The sequence below is a fragment of the Spirillospora sp. NPDC049024 genome (assembly GCF_040649235.1).
Classification (GTDB): Bacteria; Actinomycetota; Actinomycetes; order Streptosporangiales; family Streptosporangiaceae; genus Spirillospora.
The window spans coordinates 307,554-333,827 of sequence record NZ_JBEZFD010000008.1; the positions used below are offsets into that span (position 1 = coordinate 307,554).

General features: G+C 71.2%; 27 protein-coding genes. 14 read left to right on the top strand and 13 right to left on the bottom strand.

From position 1 onward, the window contains the following. Nucleotides 1–3 precede the first annotated feature (3 nt). The 4 genes from AB0C21_RS17845 (at nt 4) to AB0C21_RS17860 (ending at nt 3,044) form a co-directional block, all read left to right on the top strand. Complete coding sequence (locus tag AB0C21_RS17845) at nt 4–660, top strand: VOC family protein (protein WP_500205279.1); 657 nt, start codon at nt 4–6, stop codon at nt 658–660. Continuing rightward, a complete protein-coding gene (locus AB0C21_RS17850) occupies nt 657–962 on the top strand; it encodes a hypothetical protein (protein ID WP_500205281.1) in 306 nt (101 codons plus the stop codon). Before AB0C21_RS17845 ends, AB0C21_RS17850 begins: the two co-directional genes overlap by 4 nt. Nucleotides 963–1,008: 46 nt before the next feature. Then, complete coding sequence (locus tag AB0C21_RS17855; protein ID WP_500205283.1) at nt 1,009–1,803, top strand: maleate cis-trans isomerase family protein; 795 nt, start codon at nt 1,009–1,011, stop codon at nt 1,801–1,803. A gap of 92 nt (nt 1,804–1,895) precedes the next feature. Continuing rightward, nucleotides 1,896–3,044 (top strand): hypothetical protein, encoded by a 1,149-nt coding sequence (locus tag AB0C21_RS17860; protein WP_500205285.1) that lies wholly within the window; start codon nt 1,896–1,898, stop codon nt 3,042–3,044. 317 nt (nt 3,045–3,361) lie between these two features. Here the strand turns inward: AB0C21_RS17860 and AB0C21_RS17865 are convergent, their stop codons facing one another. Next, nucleotides 3,362–3,961 (bottom strand): TetR/AcrR family transcriptional regulator, encoded by a 600-nt coding sequence (locus AB0C21_RS17865; protein WP_500205286.1) that lies wholly within the window; start codon nt 3,959–3,961, stop codon nt 3,362–3,364. Between the two features lie 112 nt (nt 3,962–4,073). On the opposite strand from AB0C21_RS17865, the gene AB0C21_RS17870 reads away from it, so the two are divergent. After that, nucleotides 4,074–4,715, top strand: coding sequence for a DsbA family oxidoreductase (locus AB0C21_RS17870; RefSeq protein WP_500205288.1), 642 nt, complete (start codon nt 4,074–4,076; stop codon nt 4,713–4,715). A gap of 45 nt (nt 4,716–4,760) precedes the next feature. On the opposite strand, the gene AB0C21_RS17875 is transcribed toward AB0C21_RS17870, so the two are convergent. The 4 genes from AB0C21_RS17875 to AB0C21_RS17890 all read right to left on the bottom strand — a co-directional run bounded on the left by AB0C21_RS17875 (nt 4,761) and on the right by AB0C21_RS17890 (nt 8,344). Next, nucleotides 4,761–5,669 carry an alpha/beta hydrolase gene (locus AB0C21_RS17875; protein WP_500205290.1) on the bottom strand — a complete coding sequence of 303 codons (909 nt, stop codon included), beginning with the start codon at nt 5,667–5,669 and terminating at the stop codon, nt 4,761–4,763. Nucleotides 5,670–5,710: 41 nt separating this feature from the next. Beyond that, nucleotides 5,711–6,343 carry a TetR/AcrR family transcriptional regulator gene (locus AB0C21_RS17880; RefSeq protein ID WP_500205292.1) on the bottom strand — a complete coding sequence of 211 codons (633 nt, stop codon included), beginning with the start codon at nt 6,341–6,343 and terminating at the stop codon, nt 5,711–5,713. Nucleotides 6,344–6,701: 358 nt separating this feature from the next. After that, a complete protein-coding gene (locus AB0C21_RS17885; protein ID WP_500205293.1) occupies nt 6,702–7,364 on the bottom strand; it encodes a hypothetical protein in 663 nt (220 codons plus the stop codon). Continuing rightward, the gene (locus AB0C21_RS17890) at nt 7,364–8,344 is read right to left on the bottom strand and encodes a LysR family transcriptional regulator (protein WP_500205295.1); all 981 of its coding nucleotides are present in this window, start codon (nt 8,342–8,344) and stop codon (nt 7,364–7,366) included. Before AB0C21_RS17890 ends, AB0C21_RS17885 begins: the two co-directional genes overlap by 1 nt. An 84-nt stretch (nt 8,345–8,428) precedes the next feature. Between AB0C21_RS17890 and AB0C21_RS17895 the strand changes: the two genes are divergently transcribed. Further along, nucleotides 8,429–8,983 (top strand): NuoB/complex I 20 kDa subunit family protein, encoded by a 555-nt coding sequence (locus AB0C21_RS17895; protein ID WP_500205296.1) that lies wholly within the window; start codon nt 8,429–8,431, stop codon nt 8,981–8,983. Nucleotides 8,984–9,011: 28 nt separating this feature from the next. Here AB0C21_RS17895 and AB0C21_RS17900 read toward each other — a convergent pair whose 3' ends face one another. Then, nucleotides 9,012–9,908, bottom strand: a complete 897-nt coding sequence (locus AB0C21_RS17900; protein WP_500205298.1) for a LysR family transcriptional regulator — start codon at nt 9,906–9,908, stop codon at nt 9,012–9,014. Nucleotides 9,909–9,995: 87 nt separating this feature from the next. On the opposite strand from AB0C21_RS17900, the gene AB0C21_RS17905 reads away from it, so the two are divergent. Beyond that, nucleotides 9,996–10,358, top strand: coding sequence for a YciI family protein (locus AB0C21_RS17905; RefSeq protein WP_500205300.1), 363 nt, complete (start codon nt 9,996–9,998; stop codon nt 10,356–10,358). Between the two features lie 242 nt (nt 10,359–10,600). Here the strand turns inward: AB0C21_RS17905 and AB0C21_RS17910 are convergent, their stop codons facing one another. From AB0C21_RS17910 to AB0C21_RS17930, 5 genes are all read right to left on the bottom strand, one after another. After that, on the bottom strand, nt 10,601–11,788 hold the full coding sequence (locus AB0C21_RS17910) for a TIGR04053 family radical SAM/SPASM domain-containing protein (protein WP_500205301.1): 1,188 nt from the start codon (nt 11,786–11,788) through the stop codon (nt 10,601–10,603). Beyond that, nucleotides 11,785–13,158, bottom strand: coding sequence for a beta/alpha barrel domain-containing protein (locus AB0C21_RS17915; RefSeq protein WP_500205303.1), 1,374 nt, complete (start codon nt 13,156–13,158; stop codon nt 11,785–11,787). Before AB0C21_RS17915 ends, AB0C21_RS17910 begins: the two co-directional genes overlap by 4 nt. 192 nt (nt 13,159–13,350) lie before the next feature. Then, nucleotides 13,351–14,316: an Acg family FMN-binding oxidoreductase gene (locus AB0C21_RS17920; protein ID WP_500205304.1), complete on the bottom strand. Its 966-nt coding sequence runs from the start codon at nt 14,314–14,316 to the stop codon at nt 13,351–13,353. Nucleotides 14,317–14,426: 110 nt separating this feature from the next. Further along, entirely contained in the window at nt 14,427–14,753 is a 327-nt protein-coding gene (locus AB0C21_RS17925) for a hypothetical protein (protein WP_500205306.1), read from the bottom strand. A gap of 276 nt (nt 14,754–15,029) precedes the next feature. After that, nucleotides 15,030–15,542: a dihydrofolate reductase family protein gene (locus AB0C21_RS17930; protein WP_500205307.1), complete on the bottom strand. Its 513-nt coding sequence runs from the start codon at nt 15,540–15,542 to the stop codon at nt 15,030–15,032. 34 nt (nt 15,543–15,576) lie between these two features. On the opposite strand from AB0C21_RS17930, the gene AB0C21_RS17935 reads away from it, so the two are divergent. After that, a complete protein-coding gene (locus AB0C21_RS17935; protein WP_500205309.1) occupies nt 15,577–18,243 on the top strand; it encodes an ATP-binding protein in 2,667 nt (888 codons plus the stop codon). Nucleotides 18,244–18,262: 19 nt separating this feature from the next. Here AB0C21_RS17935 and AB0C21_RS17940 read toward each other — a convergent pair whose 3' ends face one another. Then, on the bottom strand, nt 18,263–19,291 hold the full coding sequence (locus AB0C21_RS17940) for a hypothetical protein (RefSeq protein WP_500205311.1): 1,029 nt from the start codon (nt 19,289–19,291) through the stop codon (nt 18,263–18,265). A gap of 351 nt (nt 19,292–19,642) precedes the next feature. Between AB0C21_RS17940 and AB0C21_RS17945 the strand changes: the two genes are divergently transcribed. Further along, complete coding sequence (locus AB0C21_RS17945) at nt 19,643–19,927, top strand: hypothetical protein (protein WP_500205312.1); 285 nt, start codon at nt 19,643–19,645, stop codon at nt 19,925–19,927. Here the strand turns inward: AB0C21_RS17945 and AB0C21_RS17950 are convergent. Then, entirely contained in the window at nt 19,920–21,305 is a 1,386-nt protein-coding gene (locus AB0C21_RS17950; protein ID WP_500205313.1) for a tannase/feruloyl esterase family alpha/beta hydrolase, read from the bottom strand. The genes AB0C21_RS17945 and AB0C21_RS17950 overlap by 8 nt on opposite strands. A 272-nt stretch (nt 21,306–21,577) precedes the next feature. On the opposite strand from AB0C21_RS17950, the gene AB0C21_RS17955 reads away from it, so the two are divergent. The 5 genes from AB0C21_RS17955 to AB0C21_RS17975 are packed head-to-tail and all read left to right on the top strand — an operon-like array spanning nt 21,578 to nt 26,238. Further along, nucleotides 21,578–22,396 (top strand): ABC transporter ATP-binding protein, encoded by an 819-nt coding sequence (locus AB0C21_RS17955; protein ID WP_500205314.1) that lies wholly within the window; start codon nt 21,578–21,580, stop codon nt 22,394–22,396. Then, nucleotides 22,383–23,084, top strand: a complete 702-nt coding sequence (locus tag AB0C21_RS17960) for an ABC transporter ATP-binding protein (protein ID WP_500205315.1) — start codon at nt 22,383–22,385, stop codon at nt 23,082–23,084. Before AB0C21_RS17955 ends, AB0C21_RS17960 begins: the two co-directional genes overlap by 14 nt. A gap of 38 nt (nt 23,085–23,122) precedes the next feature. Then, nucleotides 23,123–24,364, top strand: a complete 1,242-nt coding sequence (locus tag AB0C21_RS17965) for an ABC transporter substrate-binding protein (protein WP_500205316.1) — start codon at nt 23,123–23,125, stop codon at nt 24,362–24,364. A 9-nt stretch (nt 24,365–24,373) separates the two neighbouring features. Further along, on the top strand, nt 24,374–25,237 hold the full coding sequence (locus tag AB0C21_RS17970) for a branched-chain amino acid ABC transporter permease (protein ID WP_500205317.1): 864 nt from the start codon (nt 24,374–24,376) through the stop codon (nt 25,235–25,237). Beyond that, nucleotides 25,234–26,238, top strand: coding sequence for a branched-chain amino acid ABC transporter permease (locus tag AB0C21_RS17975; protein ID WP_500205319.1), 1,005 nt, complete (start codon nt 25,234–25,236; stop codon nt 26,236–26,238). The genes AB0C21_RS17970 and AB0C21_RS17975 overlap by 4 nt, the downstream gene beginning before the upstream one ends. The last annotated feature ends 36 nt before the right edge of the window (nt 26,239–26,274 follow it).

Sequence of the window (26,274 nt, forward strand, 5' to 3'; positions counted from 1 at the left end):
GAGATGATCAAGGAAGAGCACCGGGCCCGGGGCGTCGACCACGCCGCGTTCCCGACCTTCGACCCGGCCGCGACCGTGCGATTCTACCGGGACGTGCTGAAGTTCCCGGTAGTGCACTCGATCTGCGCGGCGGGCTGGGGACCCGACCGGCACCCCGACTTCATCCACTTCTTCTTCGACATCGGCAACGACGACCGGATCGCCTTCTTCTACTACTTCGGTCACGAACCGGCCGGCGCCCCGGATGCCCGCGGCGACGCCTGGGCCCGGCTCCCCGAGGGGACGCCGGAGTTCTTCGCCAACTCCCGGCACCTTGCGATCCACGTCGACTCCGAAGAGGACCTGCTCGAATACCGCCGCCGCCTGGACGAGAGCGAGTGGCCCTGCGAGATGCAGGTCATGCACGAGACGATCGAATCGATCTACACCCACGACCCGAACGGCTACATGATCGAGCTGACCCGGGCGCTGCGTCCGGTCACGCCGCAGGAGGATCTGGACGCCGCGCTCACGGTCGACGCGCTCTGCGAGGTGGCGTCCGGTCCCGAGGCCACGCTGGAGAAGCTGCTCACCCGCAAGGCGGAGCTGATCGTGGAGCGTGCCGAGGCATGGGAGCGCGCCCGGACGGCTGCGCCCGGCACCGAGACGGTAGCGCCGTGACCGCCGTGTTCGTCCTCGACGTCCCGGAGAACCGCGGCGTGATCGAGGTGGCCGGGCAGGACCCGCTGCTGACCGTGGACGAGGTCGGCCCCTACTTCCGCATCTCTGCCACGGGGGAGAGCGCCGGCGATTCAGGCGACGAGCCTCTCGGGGCCGGGCACAGCAGCACCACCGGCGAGATCGTCATCGACCGGCGCGCGACCGCCTGCCGGCACGCGGTGTGGTACTCGGCCATCGCCGGCCTGCAGGGCGCCCGGATCGTCCAGCACGACAAGAACGCCCTGCGCGTCGTCCCTGGCTGACGCCGCGCCCGAATCAATTCGAACGTCTGAGGGGTGAGGAGCAACGATGAGCAGAGCGACGGCCGCGAGCCAGAGGGCCCACTACAGGATCGGGCTGGTGGTGCCCAGTTCGAACATCACCGTGGAGACCGAGATGCCGGCGCTGCTCCAGCGGCACCGCGACGCGACGTTCTCCTTCCACTCGACCCGGATGCGGATGCACACGGTGTCGCCGGAGGAGCTCCGCGCGATGAACGCCCAGCGCGGCCGCTGCGTCGATGAGATCGGCGACGCGGGTGTCGACGCGATTCTGTACGCCTGCCTCGTCGCGCTGATGGCGCAGGGACATACGGACGGCATCGCCGAGCACATCACGGCCGAACAAGCGGTGCGGGATCAGCTCGCCGAACGCGGCCTCACCCCGCGGGTCACGTCCAGTGCCGGTGCCCTGGTCCACGCGCTGCGGGCCGCCGGCGCGACCCGGGTCGCCGTGGTGATGCCGTACCTTCGGCCGGTCGCGGAACACGTCGTCGCCTACCTTGAGGCGGAAGGCGTCACGGTCGCCGACTGGCGGGCACTGGAGGTCGGCGACAACGCCGAGGTCGGCTGCATCCCGGGCGACAGGGTGCTCGGCGCGGCGCGGTCACTGGATCTGAGCCAAGCGGACGCACTGATCATCTCGGCGTGCGTGCAGATGCCGTCGCTGCCGCTCGTCCAGGCCGCCGAGGACGAGTTCGGGCTTCCCGTGCTCTCCGCCGCGACCGCCGGCGCGTTCACCCTGCTAGAAGAGCTGGGCCTGCCGGTCGCCCTGCCGGGCGCGGGGCGGCTGCTCAATCGCGACGCGACACTGGGTGCCGTCTGATGGCCGCCGCGACCAGGAAGAATCCGGGTCTCAACGTCGACTGGCATCCGGCCTCCCTGCCCACAGGCACCGGCATTCTCCAACGGACAGCCGTGACGGCCGACGGCAACGCGGCGAAGGGCACGCTGTACACGCCGACGGGTCGCGAGCCGCGTGAAACGACCGTTGTCGTGCTGATGCATCCGCGGGTGGACTTCTCCCGGCATTACCTGATCCCGGCGCTGATCGAGGCCGGTCACGCGGTGTTCGCCCAGCAGGCCAGGGACGCGGGCAACGACCTGCGCCTGGTCCACGAGCAGACGTTGCTGGACCTGGCCGCCGGCCTGGAATGGCTCCACGGCGTGGGCTTCCGGCGAACGGTCGGGGTCGGCAACTCCGGGGGCGGCGGACTCCTGACCTACTACGTGCAGCAGTCACTGCGCGCGCCGGAGAACCGGGTCGCCAGGACCCCGGCCGGACGGCCGAGCGCGCTCGACAAGGCGGTCCTGCCCGAACTCGACGCGTTGGCCTACCTCGCTCCGCATCCAGGACAGGGCCCTCTCCTCGCGCGGTGCATCGACCCGTCGGTCACCGACGAGGAGGACGCGTTCTCCGTCGACCCCGCGCTCGATCCCTTCGCAGAGGAGAACGGCTACCGGCCGGCCCCGGAGAGCTCGGCCTACCCCCCGGAGTTCGTGACCCGCTACCGCGCGGCCCAGTTGGAGCGGATCGCCCGGATCGACGAGAAGGCACGGGCATGCGTCGCGGACGCCGCGGCCGCCCGCACGGCGATCAAGCACGGGGACGGAACCGCCGAGGACCGCAGACGCGCGGGCACCGCACGGCTGATCACGGTGTGGCGCACGGACGCCGACCTCCGCGCGATGGATCAGAGCCTGGACAAGTCCGACCGCGCCTACGGTTCGGTCTACGGCGCCGACCCGGAGAAGACGAACTACGGCATCGTCGGGTTCGGTCGGCTCGCCACCCCTGACGCATGGCTGTCGACCTGGTCCGCGCTGTCGTCCAATGCGACGATCGAGAAGGCCGGTCCGGAGATGGTCCTGCCGACCCTGCTCGTCACGTACACCGCCGACAACTGCGTCTTCCCGAGCGACTTCGAAGGCATCGTCGCGGCCATCGGCAGCTCGGACAAGCAGATCGCCGGCATCGCCGCGGACCACTACGGCAACCCGGTCGGCGGCGGTGCGCGAGACGGCGCGGTCGCGCTCCTGGACCCGTGGATCCGCGAGCTGGGTTGATGGTCACTCGGTAGTTCGCGATGTGCGCTGCGGTCCTCGGGCCCGCCTACCTCAACCACCTCAAGGCCCGCACCGGAAGCCTCCCTCGCCCCTACCAAGGACGTTGACCTGGCCGTCCCTCGAACGGGGCCCCTTCACCCCCGGCGGGAATTCCACACATCCGGGGCATCACCGCCAGCTGAGTCGTCCATGACTGGCATCCGGTTCAAGCCGGCGAGTCCGCTACTCGGCCTTGAAGAATCGAGCCCGCGTGTAGGCCTCTCACCGTGAGGGAGGTGAATTCGGCAGCGCAGGGGCGGCGGGAACCGGTGAGCCTGCTACCGGGCGGCTTTGTCGGCTGACGGGGCGAGGCCGGTGAACGCGAGGTCGACGATGGCGTTGATGTGGTCGGTGTCGGCTATGCGCGGGGTGAGCAGCCGGCGGTAGTAGGCGGCGCCGTAGAGCAGCTCGGTGACGAGGACCGGGTCGGCGTCGGAGCGGATCTGGCCTTCGCGCTGCGCCGTCCTTATGCGTTCGGCGGCGGCGCCCGCCAGGTGGCCGATGAAGTTGTCCCACAGGGCCCGGTGGAGGTCGGGGTCGTGCTGGGCTTCGCCGATCAGTGCTCGGTAATGCGGAAAGACGTCCGGGTCGCCGAGGATGCGAGAGGCCGCCGCCATCTGTGCCTTGATGTCGGCGATGAAGTCACCGGTATCGGGGAAGGTCGCGTCCATCTTCCATGTGGACAGCAGGCCGTCCAGCAGCACGGCGGCCTTGGACGGCCACCAGCGGTAGATGGTGTTCTTGCCGACGCCGGCGCGGGCGGCGATGCCCTCGATGCTGAGTTTGCGGTACCCGACCTCCTGGCACAGGTCCATCGCGGCCTTGATGACGGCGTTGGCGGCCTCTTCACTTCGGCGCTCGGGACGTCTGGGTGACATGCGGACAGCATAGCCCCCAGGCGGCACGGAACGTTCCGTATTGACGAGAGCCATGCCGCCGGGCATGCTGAGGCGACACGGAACGGTCCGTGCCGTCTCAGAAGGACGACCCATGAAAGTTGAGTTCACCCACGACATCGCCTGCGTGTGGTCGGCGCTCGGCTATGCCCGCTTCCAGCGGGCCGCCGAGGAGCACCGGGCAGGTGGCGGCGAACTGGAAGTCGTCTTCAGGCCGTACCAGACGGCGGGCTCGTCAGCGGGAACGTCGCCGGGCTCCGGCCCTGTCCAACTCGTCCCCGCCGTGCGGGTCGAGCAGATCGCACGGGCGGCGGCGGTCGACGGCCTGGTGGTGGACCTCGACCGAATCGTGCCCGCCCACACCGTCCACGCGCACCGGCTCATCGCGCTGGCGGCCGCGCAGGGCGTCGCCGAGGACATGGCCGCCCGCCTGTACCGCGCCTACTTCAGCGACGGTATGGACATCGGGGACGCGAACGTCCTGCGGGCCTTGGCCTCCGCGATCGGCGTCAGATGGAACAGCGAGAAGGAGGGCGAGTGGCCCCGCGCGGAACCTGCGCGATCGGCTCGCGTGTCCGCCCCGCGAGTGCCGGTCTTCCGGTTTCCGGACGGGACCGTCCTCGTCGGAGCCGTGTCACTCGCCGCGCTGCGGAACGAGCTGAGGCAGGCGGACCAAACGCATCGACGCGGTCAGCCATCGCCCGACCGCACGCCAACCGCAGAACCAGCGCTCTGACCGATATTGGCGCCGGCCAGTGTCACCGCGTGCCGATGGGGTCGGTCAGGCGGCCATCCGGGGGGCGAGATGCTGGAGGAAGAACCCGGTCATGAGGGCGAGCGTGTTCTTGAACTCCTGGTTGTAGACGACGAAGTGGCCGCCGGGCAGGGTGACGAGCTGCTTGGGGTGCAGGGCCCGTTCGTAGGCGGCGAAGGCCAGGTCGCTGTGAGTGAGGATGTCGTGCTGGGCGACGACGAGCATGAGCGGTGTAGGGGAGATGCGGGCGATGTAGTCGCCCGGCTCGTAGCCGGCGATCGCCTCCACCGACCGGAGCGTGACCTCGTTGCGCCACGTCGCCAGGCGCTCCGGCTCGATCGTCTGGTACCACTCGTAGGTTTCCCGGTCGGCCATCGCGGCGGGCTCCCCGGGGGTCGCGGTGACGAGGGGGATCATCGCCGGCGCCTCGCCGTTGAACCGGGCGAGCCGGTCGGCGTCGAAGCTCTTGCGTACCTCGGCGAGCGCCTCGCTGGGGATGAACCGCGACAGGGTCGTCCCGCCGCTGATGACCGGCACCTGCGAGTAGACGGCCTTGACCCGCCGGTCGACGGCCCCGGCGACCAGCACGTGCCCGCCTGAGAAGCTCGACCCGAACACCCCGATGCGCTCGGCGTCCACCTCGGGACGCGTGCACAGGAAGGTGATGGCGTCCCGGTATCCCTGGATCTGCGTCCAGGGGTCGACCTCCTGGCGCGGCTCGCCGTCGCTCGCGCCGAACGAGGCGTGGTCGTAGAGGACGACCGCCAGCCCGGCCGCGGCGAGCGCTTCGGCGATGTCGTCGGTGTACTGCTCCTTGACCGCCCCGAGCCCGTGGGTGACGACCACGGCCGGGTGCGGGCCAGAGGTGCCGTCGGGGGTGTAGAACCATCCGCGGAGGGTCGTCCCGGCCGAGACGAACTCGATGTCCTGGCGCATTTGCGGGTCCTTTCGCTGGTGCGGCGGGTGTACGCCGCGGCCTATGGAGGGTCGGGGGAGTCACCGGGGGTGAAGGCGCCGCTGAGGGCAGCGGCGTGCGCGGCAGCGGCGGCGCTCTCGGCGATCGCGTCGTCCACAGGCCCGCGAGCGACGAGCAGGCGGTAGTAGATGGGGGCGCCGACGGCGCTGATGACCGCGATGCCGTCGGTCCCCGGCGGCAGTTCGCCGCGTCCGATGGCCCGTTCGACGATCCGGGACGCGAGGCGGTTGCGCTCAGCGATCACTGTCGCCCAGGCGGTGGACGCCTCGGGGGACCGGACGGCGGCGGCCACGACGCCCTCGACCAGCGCCCGGGCCCTGGGCTGCTGGTACAGGGCGGCGATCTCCAGCGCGAGCGCCCGGAGGTCGTCGTTCAACGAGCCGGTGTCCGGTATCGGGATCTCGGTCTTGCCCAGTTCGCCCAGCAGGTCGACGACGAGTCCCTCGACCGTCCGCCATCGCCGGTACAGCGTGGCCAGATGCACGCCCGAACGCTCGGCCACCTTCTCCAAGGTGAGCCCGGCGTACCCGGCGGCCTCCAGTTCCTCCCGGGCCGCCGCCAACACCGCCGCACGGGTGCGCGCCGTGCGGCCGCCGGGCCGCACGGCCCCCGCCGCGCGCGGCTCCCCATCCATGCGGCACCCCTTCCCTGTGGCCCACGTCACAGAGTAACGCGAAATTCTTTGCATTAACAGCCTCGGCGGCAGATGAACTGGAAGAGCGCCCGCCTGGTGCGCCGTCCAGGCCGGGCTGTGGTGTCGGGACCGCTGCGCGGCACGGTCCACGACCTGACCGGCGGGCGAAGGACGGGGGGCTGTGACCACGACGCGCGAGGCACCTCGGACGATTGACTGGCAGATGAACGCGACGATCCACGCCATCGCCCGCCCGCGCTCGCGCCGCGGGAACCACCGCGACACGAAGTAGAGCATTCCGGCGAGAACCCGGCCTCCGCGGCGCCCAGCAGGACGCGGGCGCAAGCCGGGCTGGCCATCACTGGGAGAAGAACCAGCCGATCGCTTGGCGGGTCAGTTCGTCCTCAACAGCCGAGTTCCTCTGGTTCTGCTGCAAATCCTGATTTGTTACCGGGACGGCGAGGTAGGCGGTCTCCGTTCGGGGGTCGGCGATGACGCCGTTGAAGCGCAAGTCGCCCGCGAACAACAGCACACCGTACCCATCGGTCATCGCTCGCCACGTCTCGGGGCGGACGACGGCCTTGTGCTGACCGGCCACGCTATGGTCCGGGGCCAGCAGGGACACGATGACGTCGATGCGGGTCGTCCCGCCTTCATCCTGGCGTTCAACGCGGCACGGCCACGCCTGCCACGGTTCCCGCTGGAGCAATTCCTGCATCTCGCGTGTGAGTCGCTTGTTCGCGAGAGCCGATGTCCAGACAAAGAAACTGGTAATCAGCAGCAGAATAGGCCCGATGTAGGCGACGAGGGCAAGGAAGAGGCTGCCGCCCGCGCCGCCCACAGACCAGGCCCAGCCGGCCACGACGAGCACGAGCAGCGGGGGGATGGGCAGGAACGCGACCGTCGGCGGAACAGGCATCCAGCGTGATGACGGAAGGTCGGCGGCGGCCCATGGGGCTGCCTCGGCGGCAGGCCGAGGAGTGACGGCGTATCCGTACTGTCGGGCGAGCATATTGATCATTATTCAAGCGGGACGCGTGGCGGGAAAGGGGCAGCCTTCCCAGGGCCTGGCCACATTTCGCGACGTATACGGTCCATAGCCGATAGGGCTGCACAGCCGCTCGTTTCCGCGATCTGCGCGAAGTCGCGGATCATGGCGCTGTCGGTGCCGGCGGACCAGACGGGGGCACAGATCATCGGTGGCAGGCCCGACACCGGCACTGTGACGACGTGCGGGTTGTCCGGGCGCACCCCGGCGAGCGTCAGGTGGATCACATCGCCTTTGGCGACCAGGACGATCGCCTCCTCAAGTGACGCGGACCTGTTCCGGGGCACCCGCCGCAGCGGGACACCACCAGGAGTGGCGGGGGGTATCCACAGATCGGCGAGTTGCCGCCGCATGGTGCTCGGATACAAGATGTCGTGATCGGCCAGTTCCTCAGCGTCGATGGTGGTGCGCCGCCCCAGCGGGTGCCCGGTCGGCACCAGCGCCGCCCGCTCCTGGACCAGCCACGCCGGACCGATGCTCAACCCCATGGCCTTCACTTCCGCAGGCTCGGCGGGCAGCCAGCCGACGAAGACGTCTACCGGCCAGTCCTCCCCCCAGTACGACGGGTCGCTGTTGGGATGCGCGGAACGCACCACGGCGCAGTGCGGACGTGCCCGTTCGAAGGTCTGGATCGGCCCGTCGGCCACGGCGCTCAGCAGGCTGGTCGCCACCCCGACGCGCAGTACCTGCGTACTCGCGCTGTCTCGTGCCTCCTCCAGCGCTCGTTCCATCCGCTCGTATGCGGGCCGAAGTTCAGCGAGCAGACGTTCGCCCAGCGGCGTCAGCCGGACCTGCCGACTCGTCCGCTCGAACAGCGGAGCGCCGACCCGGCGTTCCAGCGCACGCACCGCCTGGCTCACGCGAGGGGTGGACACGCCCAGTCGCCTGGCCGCGCGGCTGAAATGCAACTCCCGGGCGACCTGCAAAAACGCCTCTATCTCGCGTATCTCCATGTGCTCATTGTGTCGCCCCACTTAACGATCATGGCGCGATCCGGCATTGATCACCTCTCCGCGCACAACCAGCCTGGAGGAACTATGGGACTCGAAGAACACCTTCCCGGCGGCTTCCTGCTCACGACCGTCGAGACGATGGCCGACTGGGCGCGCGAGTCGTCGATGTGGCCGATGACCTTCGGCCTGGCCTGCTGCGGCATGGAGCTGATGGCCGTCGGCGACCCGCGCCACGACTTCTCGCGGTTCGGCATGGAGCGTGCCTCGGCAACACCCCGCCAGGCAGACCTGATGATCGTCGCGGGGAGGGTGAGCCAGAAGATGGCCCCCGTACTGCGGCGGCTGTACGACCAGATGGCCGCCCCCAAATGGGTCATCGCGATGGGCGTGTGCGCCTCGTCCGGCGGCATGTTCAACAACTACGCCGTCGTGCAGGGCGTCGACCACATCGTGCCGGTCGACGTCTACCTGCCCGGCTGCCCGCCTCGCCCGGAGATGCTGCTCGACGCCATCGTCAAACTGCACGACAAGGTCCGGAACACCAAGCTGGGCGCGCACCGCCGCGCCGAGATCCTCATGGAGGAGCGAGCCGGCCTCACACGACTTCCGCTGGTCAACGTGAGCTCCGCCGCAGAGTGAACAGCGGGCTGCCGCCACCGCAGAACGATCAGGTCGCGGTGCGGTCGCTCTGTGCCGCCAGACGCCGGGCCCAGGAGGTGCCGGCGGCCGCGGACAGCACCAGGTGTTCCTTGGGCGGTTCCGGTCCGACCGGGCGCCAGACGAGGTCCGGATCACCGGCTGAGCTGCTCCGGGTTCGGAGAGCGACCAGAGCGTCATCGCCGATCAGCCGGTGGCGGAACAGCGTATGGCTGTCGTGATCATCGGAAACCGTGTCAGGTGTCCAGCCGTGCTCGCCCAGGCTTGTGAGGACGGCGGCCGCGTACCCGGGGGCGCGTTCCGCCGGAAACCACAGCAATCGCTGACCCTGCAGGTCGGACCAGGTCAGCGTCGGCCGCTCGGCGAGGGGGTGGCGGCCGTGCAGTACCACGCCTAGCGGCTCATTGCCGACCGTGTGCAGCCGGAGACCCGAGGTGTCCGCGGGCATGCGCAGGATTCCGAAGGCCAGGGTGCCCGCGAGTAGTAGATCGCGTTGGAGGTGGGAGTCGATCCGCCGGTAGGCGAGTCGCAACCGGTGGTCGGGCGCGATGGCCTGCTCGGCTGTGGCCAGCACGGTCTGCGGCACGCCCCGGCACACGCCGAGGGTCGCCGTCGGCACTTCGGCGCGTGCTGCCGAGATGGACGAACTCAACTCACCCAGCGCCCGGTGGACGCCGTCCAGCAGGACGCGTCCCGCCTCGGTCAGTTCCATCCCCTGGGGCAGGCGCAGGAAAAGCCGTGTGCCGATGCGTCGCTCCAGCATCCGGATCTGCTGGCTGAGGCTGGGCTGGGAGATGCGCAGGCGCCGGGCCGCCTCGGTGACGGTGCCGGCCTTGGCGACGGTGGCGAAGTACCGGAGGTGGCGCAACTCCACGCCGGAAAGCTCGTCGCCGCCCGGCTCACCCACTCTGATCAGCGTCCATAGGCGCCAGCCTATAGAGGGCCGGCAAGCCGGTCTTGGCCCTGCCGGGGCCGCCTGCCGTTGACTTGCGGCATGTATGTGATCGTGCTCAAGTACCACGCGCCCCTGGACGTCATCGATGCCCTTAAGGACGACCACTACGCCAACCCCGCCGGCGTGTTCGCCAAGGGGATGGTGCGCTTCGCGGGCCCGCTGGAGCCCCGCACCGGCGGGTTGATCATCGCGGAGGGCGAACCGTCGGCGATCGAGGCGGCCGTCGCGTCCGACCCGTTCATCACCCAGGGCGCCGCCACCGCCGACATCCTCCGCTTCGAACCGACCTGGACGTTGCCGGAATGCACCGCCGGGGCGGGTGCGGGGTCCCGCCGCCCTGCCGTTCCGCCTGCGGCCGCGTCCCGGCCCATCGCGGCGGCGGAGCCGGAGGAGGCCCAGTGACCGCCGGTGGCGGCGAGGAGTCCCGCGTCCGGCGCAGAACCCCGATGCCGGGCATGCTGAAGATCACCTCGGCGGACGGACGGCGGCGAGACCGGTCCTCGATGAGTACCACCAAGATCAGGCCGTCGATGCCGATCTCGCGCAGCACGGCACGGGAGCCGGTCAGCAGTACCAGCGGGCCCTTGGCCGGTCAGCTCCGAGGCCCGTTCCAGCGCGGGGCCTCGTTGATCTGCTGTCCGGCCCTAGGAAGCGATCGTTTTCAGTCCGTAGGAGACGAGGTCGTCCTGGTATGGGAAGGAGCCGGGCTTATAGGCGCACCAGGGCTCCTCCGCGTACGGGTCGCCCGAGGTGGCCAGGGCACGTGAGCGCGAGCCGCCGCAGATCGTCCTGAACTCGCAGGCGCCGCAGCGTCCGGTCAGGTTGCCGGGGTCGCGCAGGCCGGTGAACAGGGGAGAGGTCCGGTAGATCTCGGTCAGCCGGTCGTGGCGGACGCTGCCCGCCGGGGTGGGCAGGAAGCCGCTGGGGTGCACCGTGCCCCTGTGGGAGACGAAGACGAACCCGCGCGCGGAGTTGACGTCCATGGGTGGGCGGCGTGCCCGCCGCAGAGGGAGATCGAGTTCGGTCAGCCGATCGAGAAGGGTCCGGTAGAGCGTTCCCAGGCCGAGAACGGCCACGTGGTCAGCACCGTGCCGCTCAAGGACCTCCCGCTGGACGGCGACGCGGCGGAAGTGGTGCGCCTCGGTGGTGCGGGCGGGGACGAAGGCGCCGGCGTCGTAGACGAAGTTGAGGACGTCTTCGACCTGGTGCGGGTCGAGCCCGGGCAGCAGCTTTCCTCGCCCGGTCGGGACGAGCAGGAACGCGCTCCAGGTAAGCGCTCCCATCTGCTGGACGATGCGGACGATCTCCGGCAGGTCGGTCAGGTTGTGCCCGCTGACGGTGGTGTTGATCTGCACCTTGAGCCCGAGGTCGAGGGCTGCCTGCCACGCGTCCAGTGTCCAGCGGAAGACGCCGGGTGTGGCGCGGAAGGCATCGTGGATGCGCGCGTCCGAGCCGTCCAGGCTGAGGGAGATGGCTCGCGCGCCGGCCTCCCTCAGCCCGGTGAGACCGTCTTTGGTGAGCGTGGGTGTGCCGGACGGCGAGACCGCGACCGGCAGGCCGAGGCGGGTGCCGTGCTGGACGAGTTCGTACAGGTCCGGCCGCTGGAACGGGTCGCCCCCGGTGATGACGAACAGCGGCGGCGGGGACCCGAACTCGGCCACCTGGGCCATCAGGCCGCAGGCCTCGACGGTGGTGAGTTCGCCCGGATCGCGGTCGGGTCGGGCCTCGGCGCGGCAGTGCCGGCAGGCCAGCGGGCACGCCTGGGTGGCCTCCCAGATCACGATGAACGGCCGGTCGGCGGGATCTTGGCGAGGGGTGCGGATCTGTTTCATGAGCTCAGCAGGTAGTCGACGGCGGCGGCGGCGGCGTAGTCGGCGCCGACCTTGTGAACGAGTCCGGGCAGGAATCCGAGATCCTGGCCGAGCGTCAGGAGGGGCGGTTCGACGTAGCCGTCCGGCCGGTGCTGTGCGAGGCCGACGTCGGCGACGAGCGCGTTGCAGAGGCAGCGGCGGCCGACGGTGTCTTCGAGCGTCCCGCCCTTGCGGATGTGGGCGTCAACGGGTTCGGCGGGGCATCGGTAGCCGACCGCGCCGTTCTGTTTCAGATAAGGGGTCCGCAGGTAGCTCAGGTCGCACAACCTGGGCCGCTTCTCGTAGACGTCGTCGTCGGTGAGGGTTCCCGGCAGCGCGGCGACCTTGAACGGGAACCCGGTCGGGGAGGCGTAGGGATCGTTGCGGATCCGGAGCGTACCGTTCAGAGCCTCCTGGACCAGCCGTCGCCGCAGTCCGGGGTCGAGGCCGGAATCTCGGCTCAGCGCGAAGATGCTGCCGGCCTGGATGCCCGCGGCCCCGGCCGAGCGGGCCTCCGCCGGCGTGCCGGGCCGTGCGTATCCTCCGGCCACCCAGAACGGCAGGCCGAGCGCGCCGACCTTTTCGAGATCGATCCGGTCACGCCGCCCGTAGATCGGCTCGCCGTCGTCGTCCAGGCGCATCCGTCCGCGAGGCGGCGCGCTGTGTCCGCCCGCGATCGCCGTCTCCAGGACGAACCCGTCCGGTCGGGTGGTCGGCGTCCGGTGCAGGTACATCGCGAGAACGGACGAAGAGACGATGGCGAGCAGGCGTGGCCGAGCCCGTGCGGGGCCGGCCAGTGACCCCGGATCGAAGGTGAGGGTGCGGCCGTCGTCGGCGCCGGCGACGCTGATCGTCAGGTGGCCGGGGGAGCCGGCGGCCAGGGCGTCCAGGAGCGCGGGGATCTCGCTGGGGATGCCCGCCCCCATCAGGACGTAGTCCACCCCGGCCAGCATCGCCCCGTAGGCGGCGGCTGGGGTGGCGAGCTGGATCTTCTCCAGGTAGTTGATTCCGATCGGGCCGTCATGTCCCTGCTTGGCCAGCCAGACCTCGGCGAAGTTCCCTGCGACGGTCAGTTCGTCGCGGATCCTGTTCGGGTTGAGGCCGAGTTTCGGTACGGGCCGGAAACGCTGGCCCGGCTCGATCCCACCCGGAACGTAGTAGCGCCGCAGGATCCGCTCGGTCACGTCCGGCAGCGGGAAGGAGGCGAGCGCGCGGCGCAGGTGGCCGCCCTCGTCTCCGGCTTGGAGCCCGCGTGCCAGCAGGGCGTCCAGTGCCACTCCGGAGACCACACCGAGCTGACCCGTCCGGGCCACGGCGCGTGCCAGCCGCCATCCCGACACGCCCGCGCCCATGCCGCCTTGGATGATGAGAGGGTAAGGCTGCTCAGACATCACGGCCCCGAGCCTCCACCAGGTCGAGGAGCAGGTCACGGACACCGCGGTGCTCGGTGCGGAGCGCCTCGGTGAATTCATCCACGACGGTCATGGTCCGCCTTTCTGGATCGCGAGTGTTCGGGTCGTGCGGGTCTTCGGGTGCTGTGGCGGTCAGGTGCGGGTCAGCACTTCGGGGAACGGTCGGCGCGGCGTGCCGGGGACCGGCGGCCCGTACCCGAACCGGATGATCGCCTGTATGTGGCCATGCGATGCCGGGGCCGTGGCGGTGGACGCCCCAACGCGCATGTCCAGGGGCTGGGACAGCAACGAGGTCGACACCCCGTGCCGCTCGGCGGTCAGCAGAACCCGCTGCAACGCCTGCCCGGCCCGCAGCCAGTCCGCGGGGCCATCGCCCTTCGTGAGCAGCACGCCGAGCTGCGGCCGGGCGGTGAAGTGCTCGGCCTTCCGTCTGGGCACCGGCCCGGCCAGGCCGAAGTCCCGCATGGGGACACCGCGCCCGCTCGGGCGAGGCCCGAAGGCGTACCGGGGGACACCGTCCCCGCAGGCGCGGTCCGGCGTCCACCGGGCCAGCTCGGCGACGTACCCGTCAGCGGAGGCCAGCCGCTCGTCCGCGGCGGCGACCAGGCTGAGCAGGTATGCCGTGGTCTGCGGGCCCGGCAGGGCCAGCGCCGCTCCCTCGGTCCGCACGGCGGACACCATCTCCCGGCGGACCGGCTGCGGCACCATGCGCTTGCTGAACGGGTGCCGGTTGGTGCGCCGATGCGGAATCGCCGCGTACAGTTCCGCCTGGTCCAGTGATGGCATGGGCGCGTCCACGGCCCGGACGGACGCCAGCAGCGGGCCCAGAGCCTCCGGGAAGAACTCGATCTGCGACCGATGACCGGTCATGCGGATCGCCAGCCGCAGATTCAGCAGGGCGGCCCCGCAACTGATGTGCAGGGCCTGGCCGCGCGGGTCGATCACGGTCAACCTGCGGTCCAGGTCGGCGTGCAGTTCCATGGCCGCCGCGCCGTTGAGCCGGAAGCGCCACGGTTGGGTGTTGTGCACCGACGGAGCCGCGACGGCCGCCGTCACCAGGCGCCGGACCCCCGCGTGCGTCGCAAAGGGGTGAGGCATGGGCCCTCCTCCAGATGCTGCCGCTGTCAGCGCCACACTTCCGGTCATTCGACAGGGCGTCCCAGGGACGAAGGTCCCACCGTGCGGGGACCAAAGCCCGCACGCCGAGGTCATCCCAGCCGCGGGCCCGCGGAGCCTCTGGCGGACGGCAGCGCCGCACCGAGTCCGGTGAACAGGACGCCCAGACCACCGGCCAGCAGGGTGACCTGCCACGCCTGACAGGCCGACATCAACGACGCCCGAAGCATCTCGCCGGTGAAAGCGGTCCGCTGGAGGTCGGCCGGCTTCTCGTCGAGGCCGTCCGCCTTCACCGCCTCCAGCTCGGCGCCGATCTGCGCATAGGTGCGGCCCGCGGTCGTTCCCGGCGAGATTCTTCTCGCAGCGCGGCCCTCGGGTGCAGATGCCCTGACGCGGTCTGTGAGCCCACCAGGCGGCACCCGACCCGTCCTATGCGAGGTGCGGGCCGGGTGCCGCTGGGCCTGTCGTCAGCGGGGGGTGGCGGGGCGCCAGGCGACGTAGTCGGCGACCGCCCCCGCGACCTCGAACTCCGGCGTGAAACCGGTGCCGCCTGTGAGCTGGGCGATGGCGAGGTAGGGGTCCTCACCGGGGCCGTTCCGCAGTCCGGGCAGCAGGTCGAGCCTTATCTAGCCGTCCACTGAGACGGCGTGGGCGTGAAACCCCTGCTTATTGGTGTTGGTGTGGTTCGAGGCGGTTCAGCGTTCGGCCCGGTCGTAGCGGAGGCAGATCGCGCCGCTTTCGGTGACCTGGCTGGAGGCCAGCGTCCACGACGCGGACAGGCCGTCGGGGAACAGCCGGGCGCCGCCGCCGACGAGTTCGGGGCACAGCGTGATGCTCAGCCGATCCACCTCCCCGGCCTGAAGGAGGCTGCGGATCACGCTGGAGCTGGCCAGGACGGTGATGTCGCCGCCCTCCTGCTCGCGCAGTTGCTTGACCGCCGTGACGGGGTCGGTGCCGGCGATGCGCGCGTTGTCCCAGGCGGCCTCCGTGAGCGTGGTGGAGAAGACGACCTTCTCGACCTCGTTCAGCCAGCGGGAGAACTCCCGGTCCCGCGGGTCGGCGCTCTCGTCGTCGGCGACGGCGGGCCAGAACCCGGCGAAACCCTCGAAGTTCTTGCGGCCGAGCAGGGCGGTGGTGGCCGTGCCGGTGACCGCCACCATGTGGTCGCGGGACGCGGACGACATGGCGTGGGGAACGATCCAGCTCATGTCGTAGAGATCGCCGTGCTGCGGGCGGCCTACGTTGCCAGGCGATCCGCTGGTGCTGTCCGGAGGATGTCTGGAACTCGGCTCGGAGGGCGCCCCGTACGTACCGTTCGTCGCCGTGCTGCGCGATCTGGTGCGCCGCCTCGGCCGCGACCGGGTGGCGGCGCTGCTTCCGCCGGGCGGGGCCGCGCTCGGCGACCTGCTGCCCGACCTGGGTCCGGCGCCCGCGCGGTACGGACCGGCCAGGCTGCTGGAGGAGATGCTGACGCTGCTGGCCCGGGCGGCGGAGGCGCAGCCCGTCGTCGTGCTGGTCGAGGACCTCCACTGGGCGGACGCGTCGAGCCGGGAGCTGTTCGCCTACCTGGCCCGCAACCTGACGGGCGCCGCGGTGCTGCTGGTCGGCACCGTCCGAACCGGCGAACTGGCCGCCCGGCATCCGAACTCGCGGATGCTGGCCGAGTTGGGCCGCGGCGGCGCGGTGTCGCGCATCGACCTCGGCCCGCTGGAGCACCGGCACGTCACCGCGCTCCTGGCGGCCGTGGACGGTCGGCCGCCCGACCCGGCGCGCAGCGCCCGGGTCTACCGGCGCAGCGGCGGGAACCCGCTGTTCGTCGAGGCGCTGAGCGCCGCGGGCGAGACGCCGCCGGGGGACCTGCGCACGCTCCTGCTCGCCCGGGTCACCGACCTGCCGGACCTGGCCCGCGAGGCGCTGGAGGCCCTGGCGGTGGCGGGGGCCGAACTCGACGACGAACTCGTCCGCGCGGTCGCCGGCGGCCCTGCCCGCGAGCTCGGGGACGCCCTCGGCGACCTGACCGCGCGGGAGTTGGTGGTGGCGCGGGAGAACGGGTACGCGATCCGCCACGACCTCCTCCGCGAGGCGCTGTACGACGCGTTACCGCCGCCCCGGCGGCGGCGCATGCACGCCCGGTACGCCGCCGCTCTCGCCGACCGCGCCGCGTCCGCCGATCCCACCGCGAGCGCCACCGCCCTGGCCCAGCACTGGACGGCGGCGGGCGAGTTCGAGCGGGCGCTGCCCGCCGCATGGCGCGCCGCCTGCCGCGCCGGCGGCCAGAACGCCTACGACGAGCAGCTCCACCAGCTGGAACTCGTCCTGGACCACTGGCCGAAAGTGCCGGAGCCGGTCGAGACCATCGGCGTCGACCGGACGGTCGTGCTGGAAACCGCCGCCACGGCGGCGTTCAACGCGGGCAGGTCGGCCGCCGGCGTGGGGTACGGCACCGCGGCGCTGGACGAGGTGGATCCGGCGGTGGAACCGGAGCGGGCGGCCCGGCTGCTCGGCCTGCGCGGCCGGCTGCAGAGCCGCATCGACGGCGGGGGACGCGACGACCTTCGGCGGGCGGTCGCGCTGGCGCCGCCCGGGGCGTCGCAGGACTTGCGCGCCCGGCTGCTGTCGGCCCTGGCGTTCGTGGAGTTCATGGCGCTCGACCTCGACGACTGCCAGGAGCACGCCGCTCAGGCCCTGGACATCGCCGACCGCATCGGCGACGACGCCCTGCGCGCGCCCGCCCTGCTGGTGCTGGGCGCGCTCCACGGCACGCGCGGGGACCTGGACTCCGCGGCCGACGCCTTCGCCGAGGCCCGCCGCGCCGCCGATGCGGCCGGTGACGCGCACACATTCCTGACCACCTTCCAGTGGGAGTCGACCTTCCTGAGCGACAGCGGGCGGTACGAAGAGGCCGTCGAACTCGCCCGCACCGGGGAGTCGGCCGCCGAACGGCTCGGCCAGGCCCGGTCCCGCGGCAGCATGCTCGCCCACGCCCGCTGTGTCCCCTTGCTGTTCCTGGGGCGCTGGGATGAGGCCCTGCGCGTCGTCGACGAGGCCCTCGCCCTGGCGCCGCCCCCGCTCTACGCGGCGTTCCTGCGCCTGATCGCCGCCGAGATCGCGTTGCGGCGCGGTCAGACCGAACCGGCCGGGACGCTCCTGCGCCAGATCACCGAGTTCGCCGTGCACACCGTCGGCGCGGCGGAGGCGAAGTCCTGGCTGACCCTCCTGCGCATCGCCCGCGCGCTCGACGGGGACGACCCCGACGCGGCGGACCACATCGTGGGCGAGCACATGGCGACGGCACCCGACGCCTGGCCGCCGCAGGAGACGGCACGGCTCGCGGTGCTCGGCGCACGCGCGCAACGGGCCCGGCGCGCGGCCGCGCCGCGGAACCGGCGGGTCCAGGCCGAGACCGCGGACCGGCTCGTGGACCTCGCCCGCATGCTCGGCTCAGTGCGCACCACCACACCGGTGATCGATGCCGTCCGCCTCACGTTCCGCGCGCTGACGGGGAGCGGCGAACTGCCCGCCTGGGACGAGGCGGCCGCGGCCTGGCGCGACCTCGGCAACGGCCACGAGACCGCCGTGGTGCTGGCGGAGGCCGCGGCCGTCGCGCTCGCGTCGAACAACCGTCCCGGCGCCCGGTCCCGATTGCGCGAGGCACGCGCCCTCGCCGCCGACCTGGGCGCCGAGCCGCTGCTGGCGCGCAACGAAGGACGTGTTCGCCGTACCGCGCGGGGATCCGGGTCGGCCAGGCGATATCGCCTCCCGTGCCGACCGACGTCCGGGCTCCGCCTGCCAAGAACGTCCACCGCCCGTCCCATGCGCCCGCGGCGCGCAGCCTGCCCTCCACCCGACCTTCCAACGCGCACGAGAGGCTGGGGGGGCTGGTCGTCCGGCGCGGTGTGTCCTCGGTGACGGCCCCACTCAGGGGCCGTTAGGAGCCGTTGAGGGCCGCCGGGTCGTCCTCTCCTTGCCTTCCGACTCCCCAGATGCCACCGGGTACGGCGGCCAGGTCGTACACCGCGGTCCCGGCCGGGATCGTCACGGGCTCCCATTGGCCGCCGCTGTAGCGGTACGGGGGCTTCTCCGGCGGCGCGGACGCCTCCGGCGCGACCCAGGGGTTCCCGGACGCGTCCACGGTCAGGTCGCCGAGGTCGGGGTACCCCGCCGGGGGCGCGATGTAGCTCCATGCGGTGCCGTTCCAGTGCGCCAAACGCTTGGCCGTGATCCCCCAGACGTCGTTCGCGGTGACCGGGACGACCTTGCGGAACCAGTCGTTGACCTCGGGCAGCGGGACGTTCTTCCAGACCGCGCCGTCGAAGTGCGCGGCGGCGGGCACCTGCTGCAGGCCGTCTTTGTAACCGACCGCCCATGCGTCGGACGCGGTGAGCGCCTCGAGGTCGGCGACGTAGTCGATCCCGGGCACGTCGACGGCGGTCCATGTGTCGCCGGTGCGCTTGAACAGCCCGCTCCCGCCCAGCTCCCAGGCGCCGGCGAAGGTGCCCGCCGGGCCGGTGGCGAGCATGGTGATGTACTTGGCCGGAGCCGCGACCTTTTGGAACGCCGAGCCGTCGAAGCGTGCCACGTAGGTGCTCGAACCCCCGCCGGCGCCGAGTCCGCCGGCGATCCAGGTCTCGCCCGCGCCCGAGGCGATGCGCGCGATCTCGCCCTGGCCCGTCCAGCCGTTGAGCGGATACTCCTGCCACGACGAGCCCGCCCAGCGCCGCACGACCGGGTTCCCGTCGTTGTACACGGGGCACAGATCACCCCAGCGCAGGCAGTACTTGCCCTGCACGCCGCCGACCCAGACTCCGCCCGCGCCGTCGGCGGTGACGTCGTAGAGCCGCGCCGTCGGCCACAGGAAGGGCAGGGAGACCGGGCGCAGTTCGGGGGCGGCCGCGAGGGCGGGTGCGGGAAGAGACGCGATGGCGACGGCGATGGCGGCCGTGATGGCACGTTTCATGCGAGCACTATCCAACGAACTTTAAAAAAACACCAGTGTCTACTGGTGCGGTCGGCTCGTTCGGATGGTCTCTCCGGGAGAGATTTCTACAACTGATGTAGACCAGCCCGCCGTAGGGCCACCAGCGGCGAGACAGGCCGGCCACAGCGTCGTACCCGGCTCCCTCTGGGAATTTGAGCCGGCGCCGCAGGTCGTTGCGAGCGCCGATGTCGTCCCCGGGCAGCACCTGGTGGCGCGCGAGCCCCCCACTGAGCTGAGGCCGGACCCGAGTGCCGGCCGTGCTGCAAGACGCGGACAGGCCGCTGAGCGTGGGTGAGGGCCGGCGCTACGCCCCCGGCGACAATCGTGCGGATGCCATCCTCAGCCACCTGCTGGGCTGAAGCCGTGGGCCGGCTGCGGGAGCGGCGCCCGGGGCTGCGGTTCACCGTCCGCGAGGGCGCCTCGGCCGGCATCGCCGACCTGGTTCGGCTCCCGCTGCGCGACGCGCCTCCCGTCCACCTGTGCCCGACCCGGCGGTGGGACGGCCGGCCCTCGCGGTCCGCCCTCATCGTCCGGCGGCTCGTCAGGGCCGAGGCCGACGAGCCGGCCGGACGGGAGGTGTCGGCGGCCGGGGGCCGGCCCGCCCCGGTCAGCTGATGGAGCAGGTGTTCACGACGTCGCCGGTGGCCGGGCGGGGGATGGTGGCGCTGCGCGGGGGCGCCTGCCCGCCGCGCGGAGCAGTCCAGCGTTCGAGGGCCTCGAAGGCCGTTCGCATGCAGGGGAGCAGCGGCCGCATCCTGCCGGGGAACATGTCGTATTCGAGGTCGAGATGGGACGCGCCCTCGATCCGGTAGTAGCGGTGCAGCCCGCCCCGGCCCTGCGCGCGGATCTTCCGGGCGTAGGCGTCGCCGTGGACCTTGATCGGCAGGAGTGTGTCCAGCGTGCCCTGCACCGTGATCATCGGCTTGCCGATGCGGCCGGTCATGCCCAGCCGCCTCACCGTCCGGTGAACGCTCGCGGGACGCGAGTAGTAGCGGTAGTCGGTGTCGCAGTTCGGCGTACCGCTCTCGCAGTAGGGAACGCCCGCCTCCAGGTCGCCGTCGTAGGCCGGGTCGAGTTCCTCACGGTAGATGCGCTGCGTGCCGTCCCAGAGGATCCGGTAGTTGAAGTCCCACAGGAACTCCGAGCCGGGGGCGAAGCCGGCCCTCAGCATCGCGGCATGCGCCTCGGGGTCGCCCGTCGCCGCGTACCGGGGATAGTTGCGCAGTGCCTCCGGCAGGTAGACCAGCGCGTTGTTCCCGTCGTCCCGCGGCCAGTACGTGCCTTCGGAGTCCACGCCGCCGTCGTACAGTTCGGGGTGGTTCTCCAGGGCCCAGCGCACCATCTGGCCACCGTTGGAGATGCCCATCGCGTACGTCCTGCGCAGGCGGCCGCCGTAGTGGCGGGCCACCGTCGCCTTGGCGGCCGCGGTCACCTGGATCATCCGGCGGTACCACTCCGCGATGGCGTCGCCGGGGCGCTCGCCGTCCCGGTAGAACTGGTTGCCGTTGCTGCCCTTGTCGGTCGAGGCGAAGGCGTATCCCTTCGCCAGCACCCAGTCGGAGATGGTGAAGTCGTTGGCGTACTGGCGGCGCGTCCCCGGCGCCCCGGAGACCACCAGACCGCCGTTCCACCGCTCCGGGAGGCGGATCACGAACTGGGAGTCGTGGTTCCAGCCGTGGGTCGTGTTGAACGTGGAGTCGTCCTGGAAGTAGCCGTCGATCTGGATTCCCGGCACTCCGCTCGGGTTCCGGGTGGCCGCCGAATGCAGCCCGTCCCAGTCGGACTTGACGGTGTGGCCCGAGGCGACGGTGCCGGCCGTGGTCAGATCGTCCAGGCAGGCGGCGACCTGGTGCTCCGCTCCGGGGACGTCGACCCGGTTCATGTGGGCGCAGCGGGTGTCCGCCTGGGCCGGCGGTACCGCCATGGCCAGCGGAAGCGCCAGGAGCGACCCCAGCAGGGCCGGGAGGACGGGGGATCTGCGGAAGAAGGGCATGTGCGGCTCCCTGGGGTGGGAACGGGATTCATCGGTCAGACCCGTGGGACTCGCCATGCTGATCGACCGGTGGCGGGACGAGCCACGTCGGCGAGCACACTCTTCAGCCGCTTCCTGTGGTGGCTTCATCGGGCGGTGTGCGCCGGCTCATAGCGGGCCGCCACATTGTGTGTCGAAGTCACCTGGTTCGCCGGGCCGGCTCCCGCCTAGCGTTCACGGTCACGGCGTCCCCGATGTGGCCCGGGTCACGCCCTGACGCGTGAGGAGGGTGCATGGGAGGGGGTTTCGCAGGGAGCGGGCACGGTGCCGCTTCCGAGAACGCCGCCCCGGAGCGGGCCGCCCCCGTCCTCCAGGCGCGAGGCCTGGTCCGGGAGTTCCGCGGCTTCCGGGCCGTGGACGATGTGGACCTCGACGTGGCCGAGGGCGGCGTCCACGCGCTGGTGGGCCCGAACGGCGCGGGCAAGACCACGCTGTTCAACCTGCTCACCGGGTTCCTGAAGCCGACCGCGGGCAGCGTCCGGCTCGGCGGGCGCGAACTCGCCGGACGCGCTCCCGAATCGATCACCCGCCTGGGGATCGCGCGCTCCTTCCAGATCACCAGCCTGTTCGCCGAGCTGACCCCGCGCCGGCACGTGGAGCTCGCGCTGGCGAGCCCCACCGGCCTGGGCTGGCGGTTCTGGCGTTCGGAGAAGGCCCTCGGCCGCTTCGCGGGGCGTGCGGGGGAACTGCTCGACGAGGTCGGGCTGGCAGACCGCGCCGACGTCCCGGCGGGCTCGCTGTCCTACGGGAGCAAGCGGGCGCTGGAGCTGGCGCTCGCACTGGCCCTGGACCCCAAGGTGCTGCTGCTCGACGAGCCGACCGCCGGAATGGGCGTGGAGGACGTGGACCGGACCATCGAGCTCGTACGCGGGATTCGCGCGGGCCGCACCGTGGTGCTGGTCGAGCACAACATGAACGTGGTCGCGAGCCTCGCCGACCGGGTGACCGTCCTGCAGCACGGCAAGGTGCTGGTCGAGGGCCCGTACGCCGAGATCCGCCACGACCCGCGCGTCGTCACCGCCTACCTCGGAGACTCCGATGCTGCGCATTGACGGACTGTCCGCCTGGTACGGCGAGGCGCGGGCTCTGCGCGAGGTGTCGCTGCACGTCGACGAGGGGGAGATCGTCACGCTCGTCGGACGCAACGGCGCCGGCAAGACCACGCTGCTGCGCTGCCTCATGGGCCTGCACGGCGCGTACGGCAGGACCGCGGGGACGGTCTCGCTCTTCGACGACGGCATCACCGGCCTGGCCCCCCACCGGAGGGCTCGCCGCGGGCTCGGTTACATCCCGGACGACCGCGGCGTCTTCGCCTCGCTCTCCGTCGAGGAGAACCTCACGCTGCCTCCCGAGATGGGGGCCGATCCGTGGTCGCTGGAGCGGGTGTACGAGACGTTCCCGATGCTGCGGAAGCGGCGCCGGTTCCCCGGGACGAAGCTGTCGGGCGGCGAGCAGCAGATGCTCGCGCTCGCCCGGGTGCTGCGGACCGGCGCCCGCCTGCTCCTGTGCGACGAGCCCACCGAGGGCCTGTCGCCGCTGATCGTCCAGCAGATCGGCGACATCCTCCGCGAGGTCAAGGCGGCCGGGGTCACCGTTCTGCTGGTGGAGCAGAACGTGCACTTCGCCGCCACCGTCGCCGACCGCCACTATCTGCTCGCCGAGGGGCGGATCGTCGAATCGCTGGACAACGACCAAGTCCGCGAACGCGAGCACGAGCTGCTCGACTACCTCGGCATCTGACGACGGCCGGGTTCTTGGAGACCAGAGGAGACGCCGGAATGAGAGTCATGGGCTGGAGCGGTGGCCTGGTCGCCGCGGGGCTGCTGCTGGCCGGGTGCGGGGGCGGTCCTGGCGGCGGCGGTGGGAAGATCAGCGACGGCAAGGTGGTGCTGGCCGTGCTGAACGACGCGTCGGGCATCTACGCCGACACCTCCGGCCGTTCCACGGTCGAGGCGGTGAAGATGGCGGTGGCCGACTTCAAGGCCGAGTACGGCGACAGGGCGGTGGCGGAGAAGATCGAGGTGGAGGCCGCCGACCACCAGAACAAGCCCGAGATCGCCAACTCCAAGGCGCAGGAGCTCTACGACCGCAAGCAGGCCGACCTGATCGTGGACGTGCCCACCTCGTCCGCCGCGTTCGCCGTCGCCACCGTCGCCAAGAACAAGAAGAAGGTGTTCATCGACGTCGGTGCCGCCAGCACGGAGCTGGAAGGCAAGCAGTGCAACAAGTACACCTTCCACTACGGCTACAACAGCTACATGCTGGCGCACGGCACCGGGACTGAGGTCACCAAGGACGGTGCCAAGAGCTGGTACATCGTCTACCCGGACTACGCGTTCGGGCAGGACATGCAGAAGACGTTCGGCACCGCGATCAAGGCGGCCGGCGGGCAGGTCGTCAAGAGCGACCCGACGCCCTTCCCGAACGACAACTTCTCCACGTTCCTGCTGAAGGCGCCCGGCCTGAGCCCCAAGCCGCAGGTGCTCGGCACCATGCAGGCCGGCGGTGACCTGGTCAACCTGGTGAAGCAGTACAACGAGTACAAGCTGCGCGACAAGGGCGTCGGTCTGGCGGTCGGCCTGCTCGCCCTCAGCGACATCCACTCGCTCGGACCGGACGCGCTGGCCGGGACCCGCTACACCGACATGTGGTACTGGAACCTCGACGCCAAGAGCCGCGCCTGGGCCGACAGGTTCCAGGCCAAGACCGGCAAGCGTCCCACCGCCAACATGGGCGCCAACTACTCCGCCGCCCTGCAGTACTTGGAGGCCGTGCAGCGCGGCGGCACCGACAGGCCCGACGAGGTGGTGAAGCAGCTGGAGGGCGCCAAGATCGACGACATGTTCGCCCGCAACGGCACCATCCGCGCCCAGGACCACCTGCTGCTGCACGACTCGTACCTGTCGCAGGTGAAGCCCTCCAGCGAGGTCAAGGAGCCCTGGGACTACGTGAAGGTCCTCAAGACGATCCCGGCCGCGGAGGCGTTCCAGCAGCAGGCCGACCCGTCCTGCAGGCTGTAGGCGGCCGGCGTGCTCCAGCAGGCGTTCAACGGGCTGGTGGGCGGGGCGTTCTACGCCCTGCTCGCCCTCGGCCTGGCCGTCATCTTCGGGATGCTGGGCGTGGTCAACCTCGCCCACGGCGCGTTCTACATGCTCGGCGCCTTCGGGGCCTTCATCGCCCTTGACTCCTTCGGCCTGAACTTCTGGGTGTCCCTGGTGCTGGTCCCGCCGCTGCTGGGTGCGGCCGGGGTCGTCCTGGAGCGGTTGTTCGTCCGGCGGCTGACGCCGTTGGACCCGCTCTACAACTTCCTGTTCACGTTCGGCCTGGCGCTCATCCTGCAGGACCTGGTGAAGCGGCGATACGGCGTGAACTCCCAGCCGTACCCCCGGCCGTCGCAACTGGGCGGGACGGTCGACCTGGGGTTGTTCACCTACCCGGCCTACCAGGTGTTCGTGCTGGCGGTGTCGGTGCTCATGTGCGCCGTGGTGTGGGTCGTCCTGACCCGCACCCGCATGGGCGTGATCGTGCGGGCGGCGACCGAGCGGCCCGAGCTGACCCGGGCGCTGGGGATCGATGTCGGCCGGTGGGTGGCGCCGGTGTTCGGGTTCGGGATCGCGCTGGCCGCGTTCGCGGGCGTGCTGGCCGCGCCGATGCGGGCGGTCAACCCGCTGATGGGCGCCGACCTGATCATCACGGTGTTCGCGGTGGTGGTGATCGGCGGCCTCGGCTCGGTGTTCGGCTCGGTCGCCGCGGGCTTCGCCGTCGGGCTGCTGTCGGCGCTCGGCAACTACTACATCCCGTCGCTGTCGCAGACGCTGGTGTTCATCCTGATGGCCGCCGTGCTGCTGTGGCGTCCCGCCGGCCTGTTCGGACGCGAGGAGGCGCTGCGATGATCCTCGCCAGGCTGGCCCGCTCGGGCCGGGGCGGGCCGCTGCTGCTGGTGATCGGGCTCCTGGCCGCCCTGGCCCTGCCCTGGATGATCTACCCGCCGGTCGCGCTGGACATCGCCTGCTGGGCGCTGTTCGCCGCCGCCGTCGACCTGCTGCTCGGCTTCACCGGGCTGCTGTCGTTCGGGCACGCCGCCTTCTGGGGCGGGTCGGCCTACTGCACGGGCCTGATCGCGCTGCACACCGCGATGCCGTTCCCGGTCGCGATCCTGGGCGGCGCGGCGTTCGCGGCGCTGCTGGCGCTGCCGATCGGTTTCCTCTCGGTCCGGCTGACCGGCATCTACTTCGCCATGGTCACCCTGGCCTTCGCCCAGATGATCTACTACGTCGCCAACCAGTGGCGGGACGTCACGGGCGGGGAGAACGGGCTGCAGGGCATCCCGCGGGAGCTGTTCGGCCTCGACCTGTCCGAGCCGTTCTACTTCTACTACGCGGGCCTGCCGTTCGTGCTGGCCGGACTGTTCGCCGCGTGGCGCATCGTCCGCTCGCCGTTCGGCCGCGTGCTGGTGTCCATCCGCGACAACCCGGCCCGGGCCCGCGCCCTCGGCTATCCCGTCGACCGCTACCGGCTGCTCGCCTTCGTCCTGTCCGCCGGGCTCTCCGGACTGGCCGGGGGAGTGTTCGCGATCGGCCACGGCTTCGCCTCGCTCGAAGGCGTCTACTGGACGACCTCCGGGCAGGCCGTGATGATGGTGATCCTCGGTGGCATCGGCACGCTCTGGGGCGGTGCCATCGGCGCGGCCCTGGTCGTCCAGCTCCAGGACTTCCTGGCGACCGCCGGGTTCCAGGAGACCGGGATCGTCACGGGCTCGATCTTCATCGTGATCGTCCTGCTGTTCCGCCGGGGCATCTGGGGCACGGCCCGCCACCTGCTGTCATCCCGGCGCAAGGCCGCGTCCGGCGAGGCGGCGGCCGACACCGAGGAGCCTGTGGACAGCCTGGCCTGACCCCGAGCACGAGGGCGGGCCGCTGCCGATCGTGCG

Excerpts from the sequence above, each read along its gene's own strand:
- AB0C21_RS17845 (WP_500205279.1), top strand. The coding sequence starts at position 4 with ATGATCAAGGAAGAGCACCGGGCCCGGGGCGTCGACCACGCCGCGTTC.
- AB0C21_RS17855 (WP_500205283.1), top strand. The coding sequence starts at position 1,009 with ATGAGCAGAGCGACGGCCGCGAGCCAGAGGGCCCACTACAGGATCGGG.
- AB0C21_RS17865 (WP_500205286.1), bottom strand. The coding sequence starts at position 3,961 with ATGTCACCCAGACGTCCCGAGCGCCGAAGTGAAGAGGCCGCCAACGCC.
- AB0C21_RS17870 (WP_500205288.1), top strand. The coding sequence starts at position 4,074 with ATGAAAGTTGAGTTCACCCACGACATCGCCTGCGTGTGGTCGGCGCTC.
- AB0C21_RS17875 (WP_500205290.1), bottom strand. The coding sequence starts at position 5,669 with ATGCGCCAGGACATCGAGTTCGTCTCGGCCGGGACGACCCTCCGCGGA.
- AB0C21_RS17880 (WP_500205292.1), bottom strand. The coding sequence starts at position 6,343 with ATGGATGGGGAGCCGCGCGCGGCGGGGGCCGTGCGGCCCGGCGGCCGC.
- AB0C21_RS17885 (WP_500205293.1), bottom strand. The coding sequence starts at position 7,364 with ATGATCAATATGCTCGCCCGACAGTACGGATACGCCGTCACTCCTCGG.
- AB0C21_RS17890 (WP_500205295.1), bottom strand. The coding sequence starts at position 8,344 with ATGGAGATACGCGAGATAGAGGCGTTTTTGCAGGTCGCCCGGGAGTTG.
- AB0C21_RS17895 (WP_500205296.1), top strand. The coding sequence starts at position 8,429 with ATGGGACTCGAAGAACACCTTCCCGGCGGCTTCCTGCTCACGACCGTC.
- AB0C21_RS17905 (WP_500205300.1), top strand. The coding sequence starts at position 9,996 with ATGTATGTGATCGTGCTCAAGTACCACGCGCCCCTGGACGTCATCGAT.
- AB0C21_RS17910 (WP_500205301.1), bottom strand. The coding sequence starts at position 11,788 with ATGAAACAGATCCGCACCCCTCGCCAAGATCCCGCCGACCGGCCGTTC.
- AB0C21_RS17915 (WP_500205303.1), bottom strand. The coding sequence starts at position 13,158 with ATGGGCGCGGGCGTGTCGGGATGGCGGCTGGCACGCGCCGTGGCCCGG.
- AB0C21_RS17920 (WP_500205304.1), bottom strand. The coding sequence starts at position 14,316 with ATGCCTCACCCCTTTGCGACGCACGCGGGGGTCCGGCGCCTGGTGACG.
- AB0C21_RS17930 (WP_500205307.1), bottom strand. The coding sequence starts at position 15,542 with ATGAGCTGGATCGTTCCCCACGCCATGTCGTCCGCGTCCCGCGACCAC.
- AB0C21_RS17940 (WP_500205311.1), bottom strand. The coding sequence starts at position 19,291 with ATGAAACGTGCCATCACGGCCGCCATCGCCGTCGCCATCGCGTCTCTT.
- AB0C21_RS17945 (WP_500205312.1), top strand. The coding sequence starts at position 19,643 with ATGCCATCCTCAGCCACCTGCTGGGCTGAAGCCGTGGGCCGGCTGCGG.
- AB0C21_RS17950 (WP_500205313.1), bottom strand. The coding sequence starts at position 21,305 with ATGCCCTTCTTCCGCAGATCCCCCGTCCTCCCGGCCCTGCTGGGGTCG.
- AB0C21_RS17955 (WP_500205314.1), top strand. The coding sequence starts at position 21,578 with ATGGGAGGGGGTTTCGCAGGGAGCGGGCACGGTGCCGCTTCCGAGAAC.
- AB0C21_RS17960 (WP_500205315.1), top strand. The coding sequence starts at position 22,383 with ATGCTGCGCATTGACGGACTGTCCGCCTGGTACGGCGAGGCGCGGGCT.
- AB0C21_RS17965 (WP_500205316.1), top strand. The coding sequence starts at position 23,123 with ATGAGAGTCATGGGCTGGAGCGGTGGCCTGGTCGCCGCGGGGCTGCTG.
- AB0C21_RS17975 (WP_500205319.1), top strand. The coding sequence starts at position 25,234 with ATGATCCTCGCCAGGCTGGCCCGCTCGGGCCGGGGCGGGCCGCTGCTG.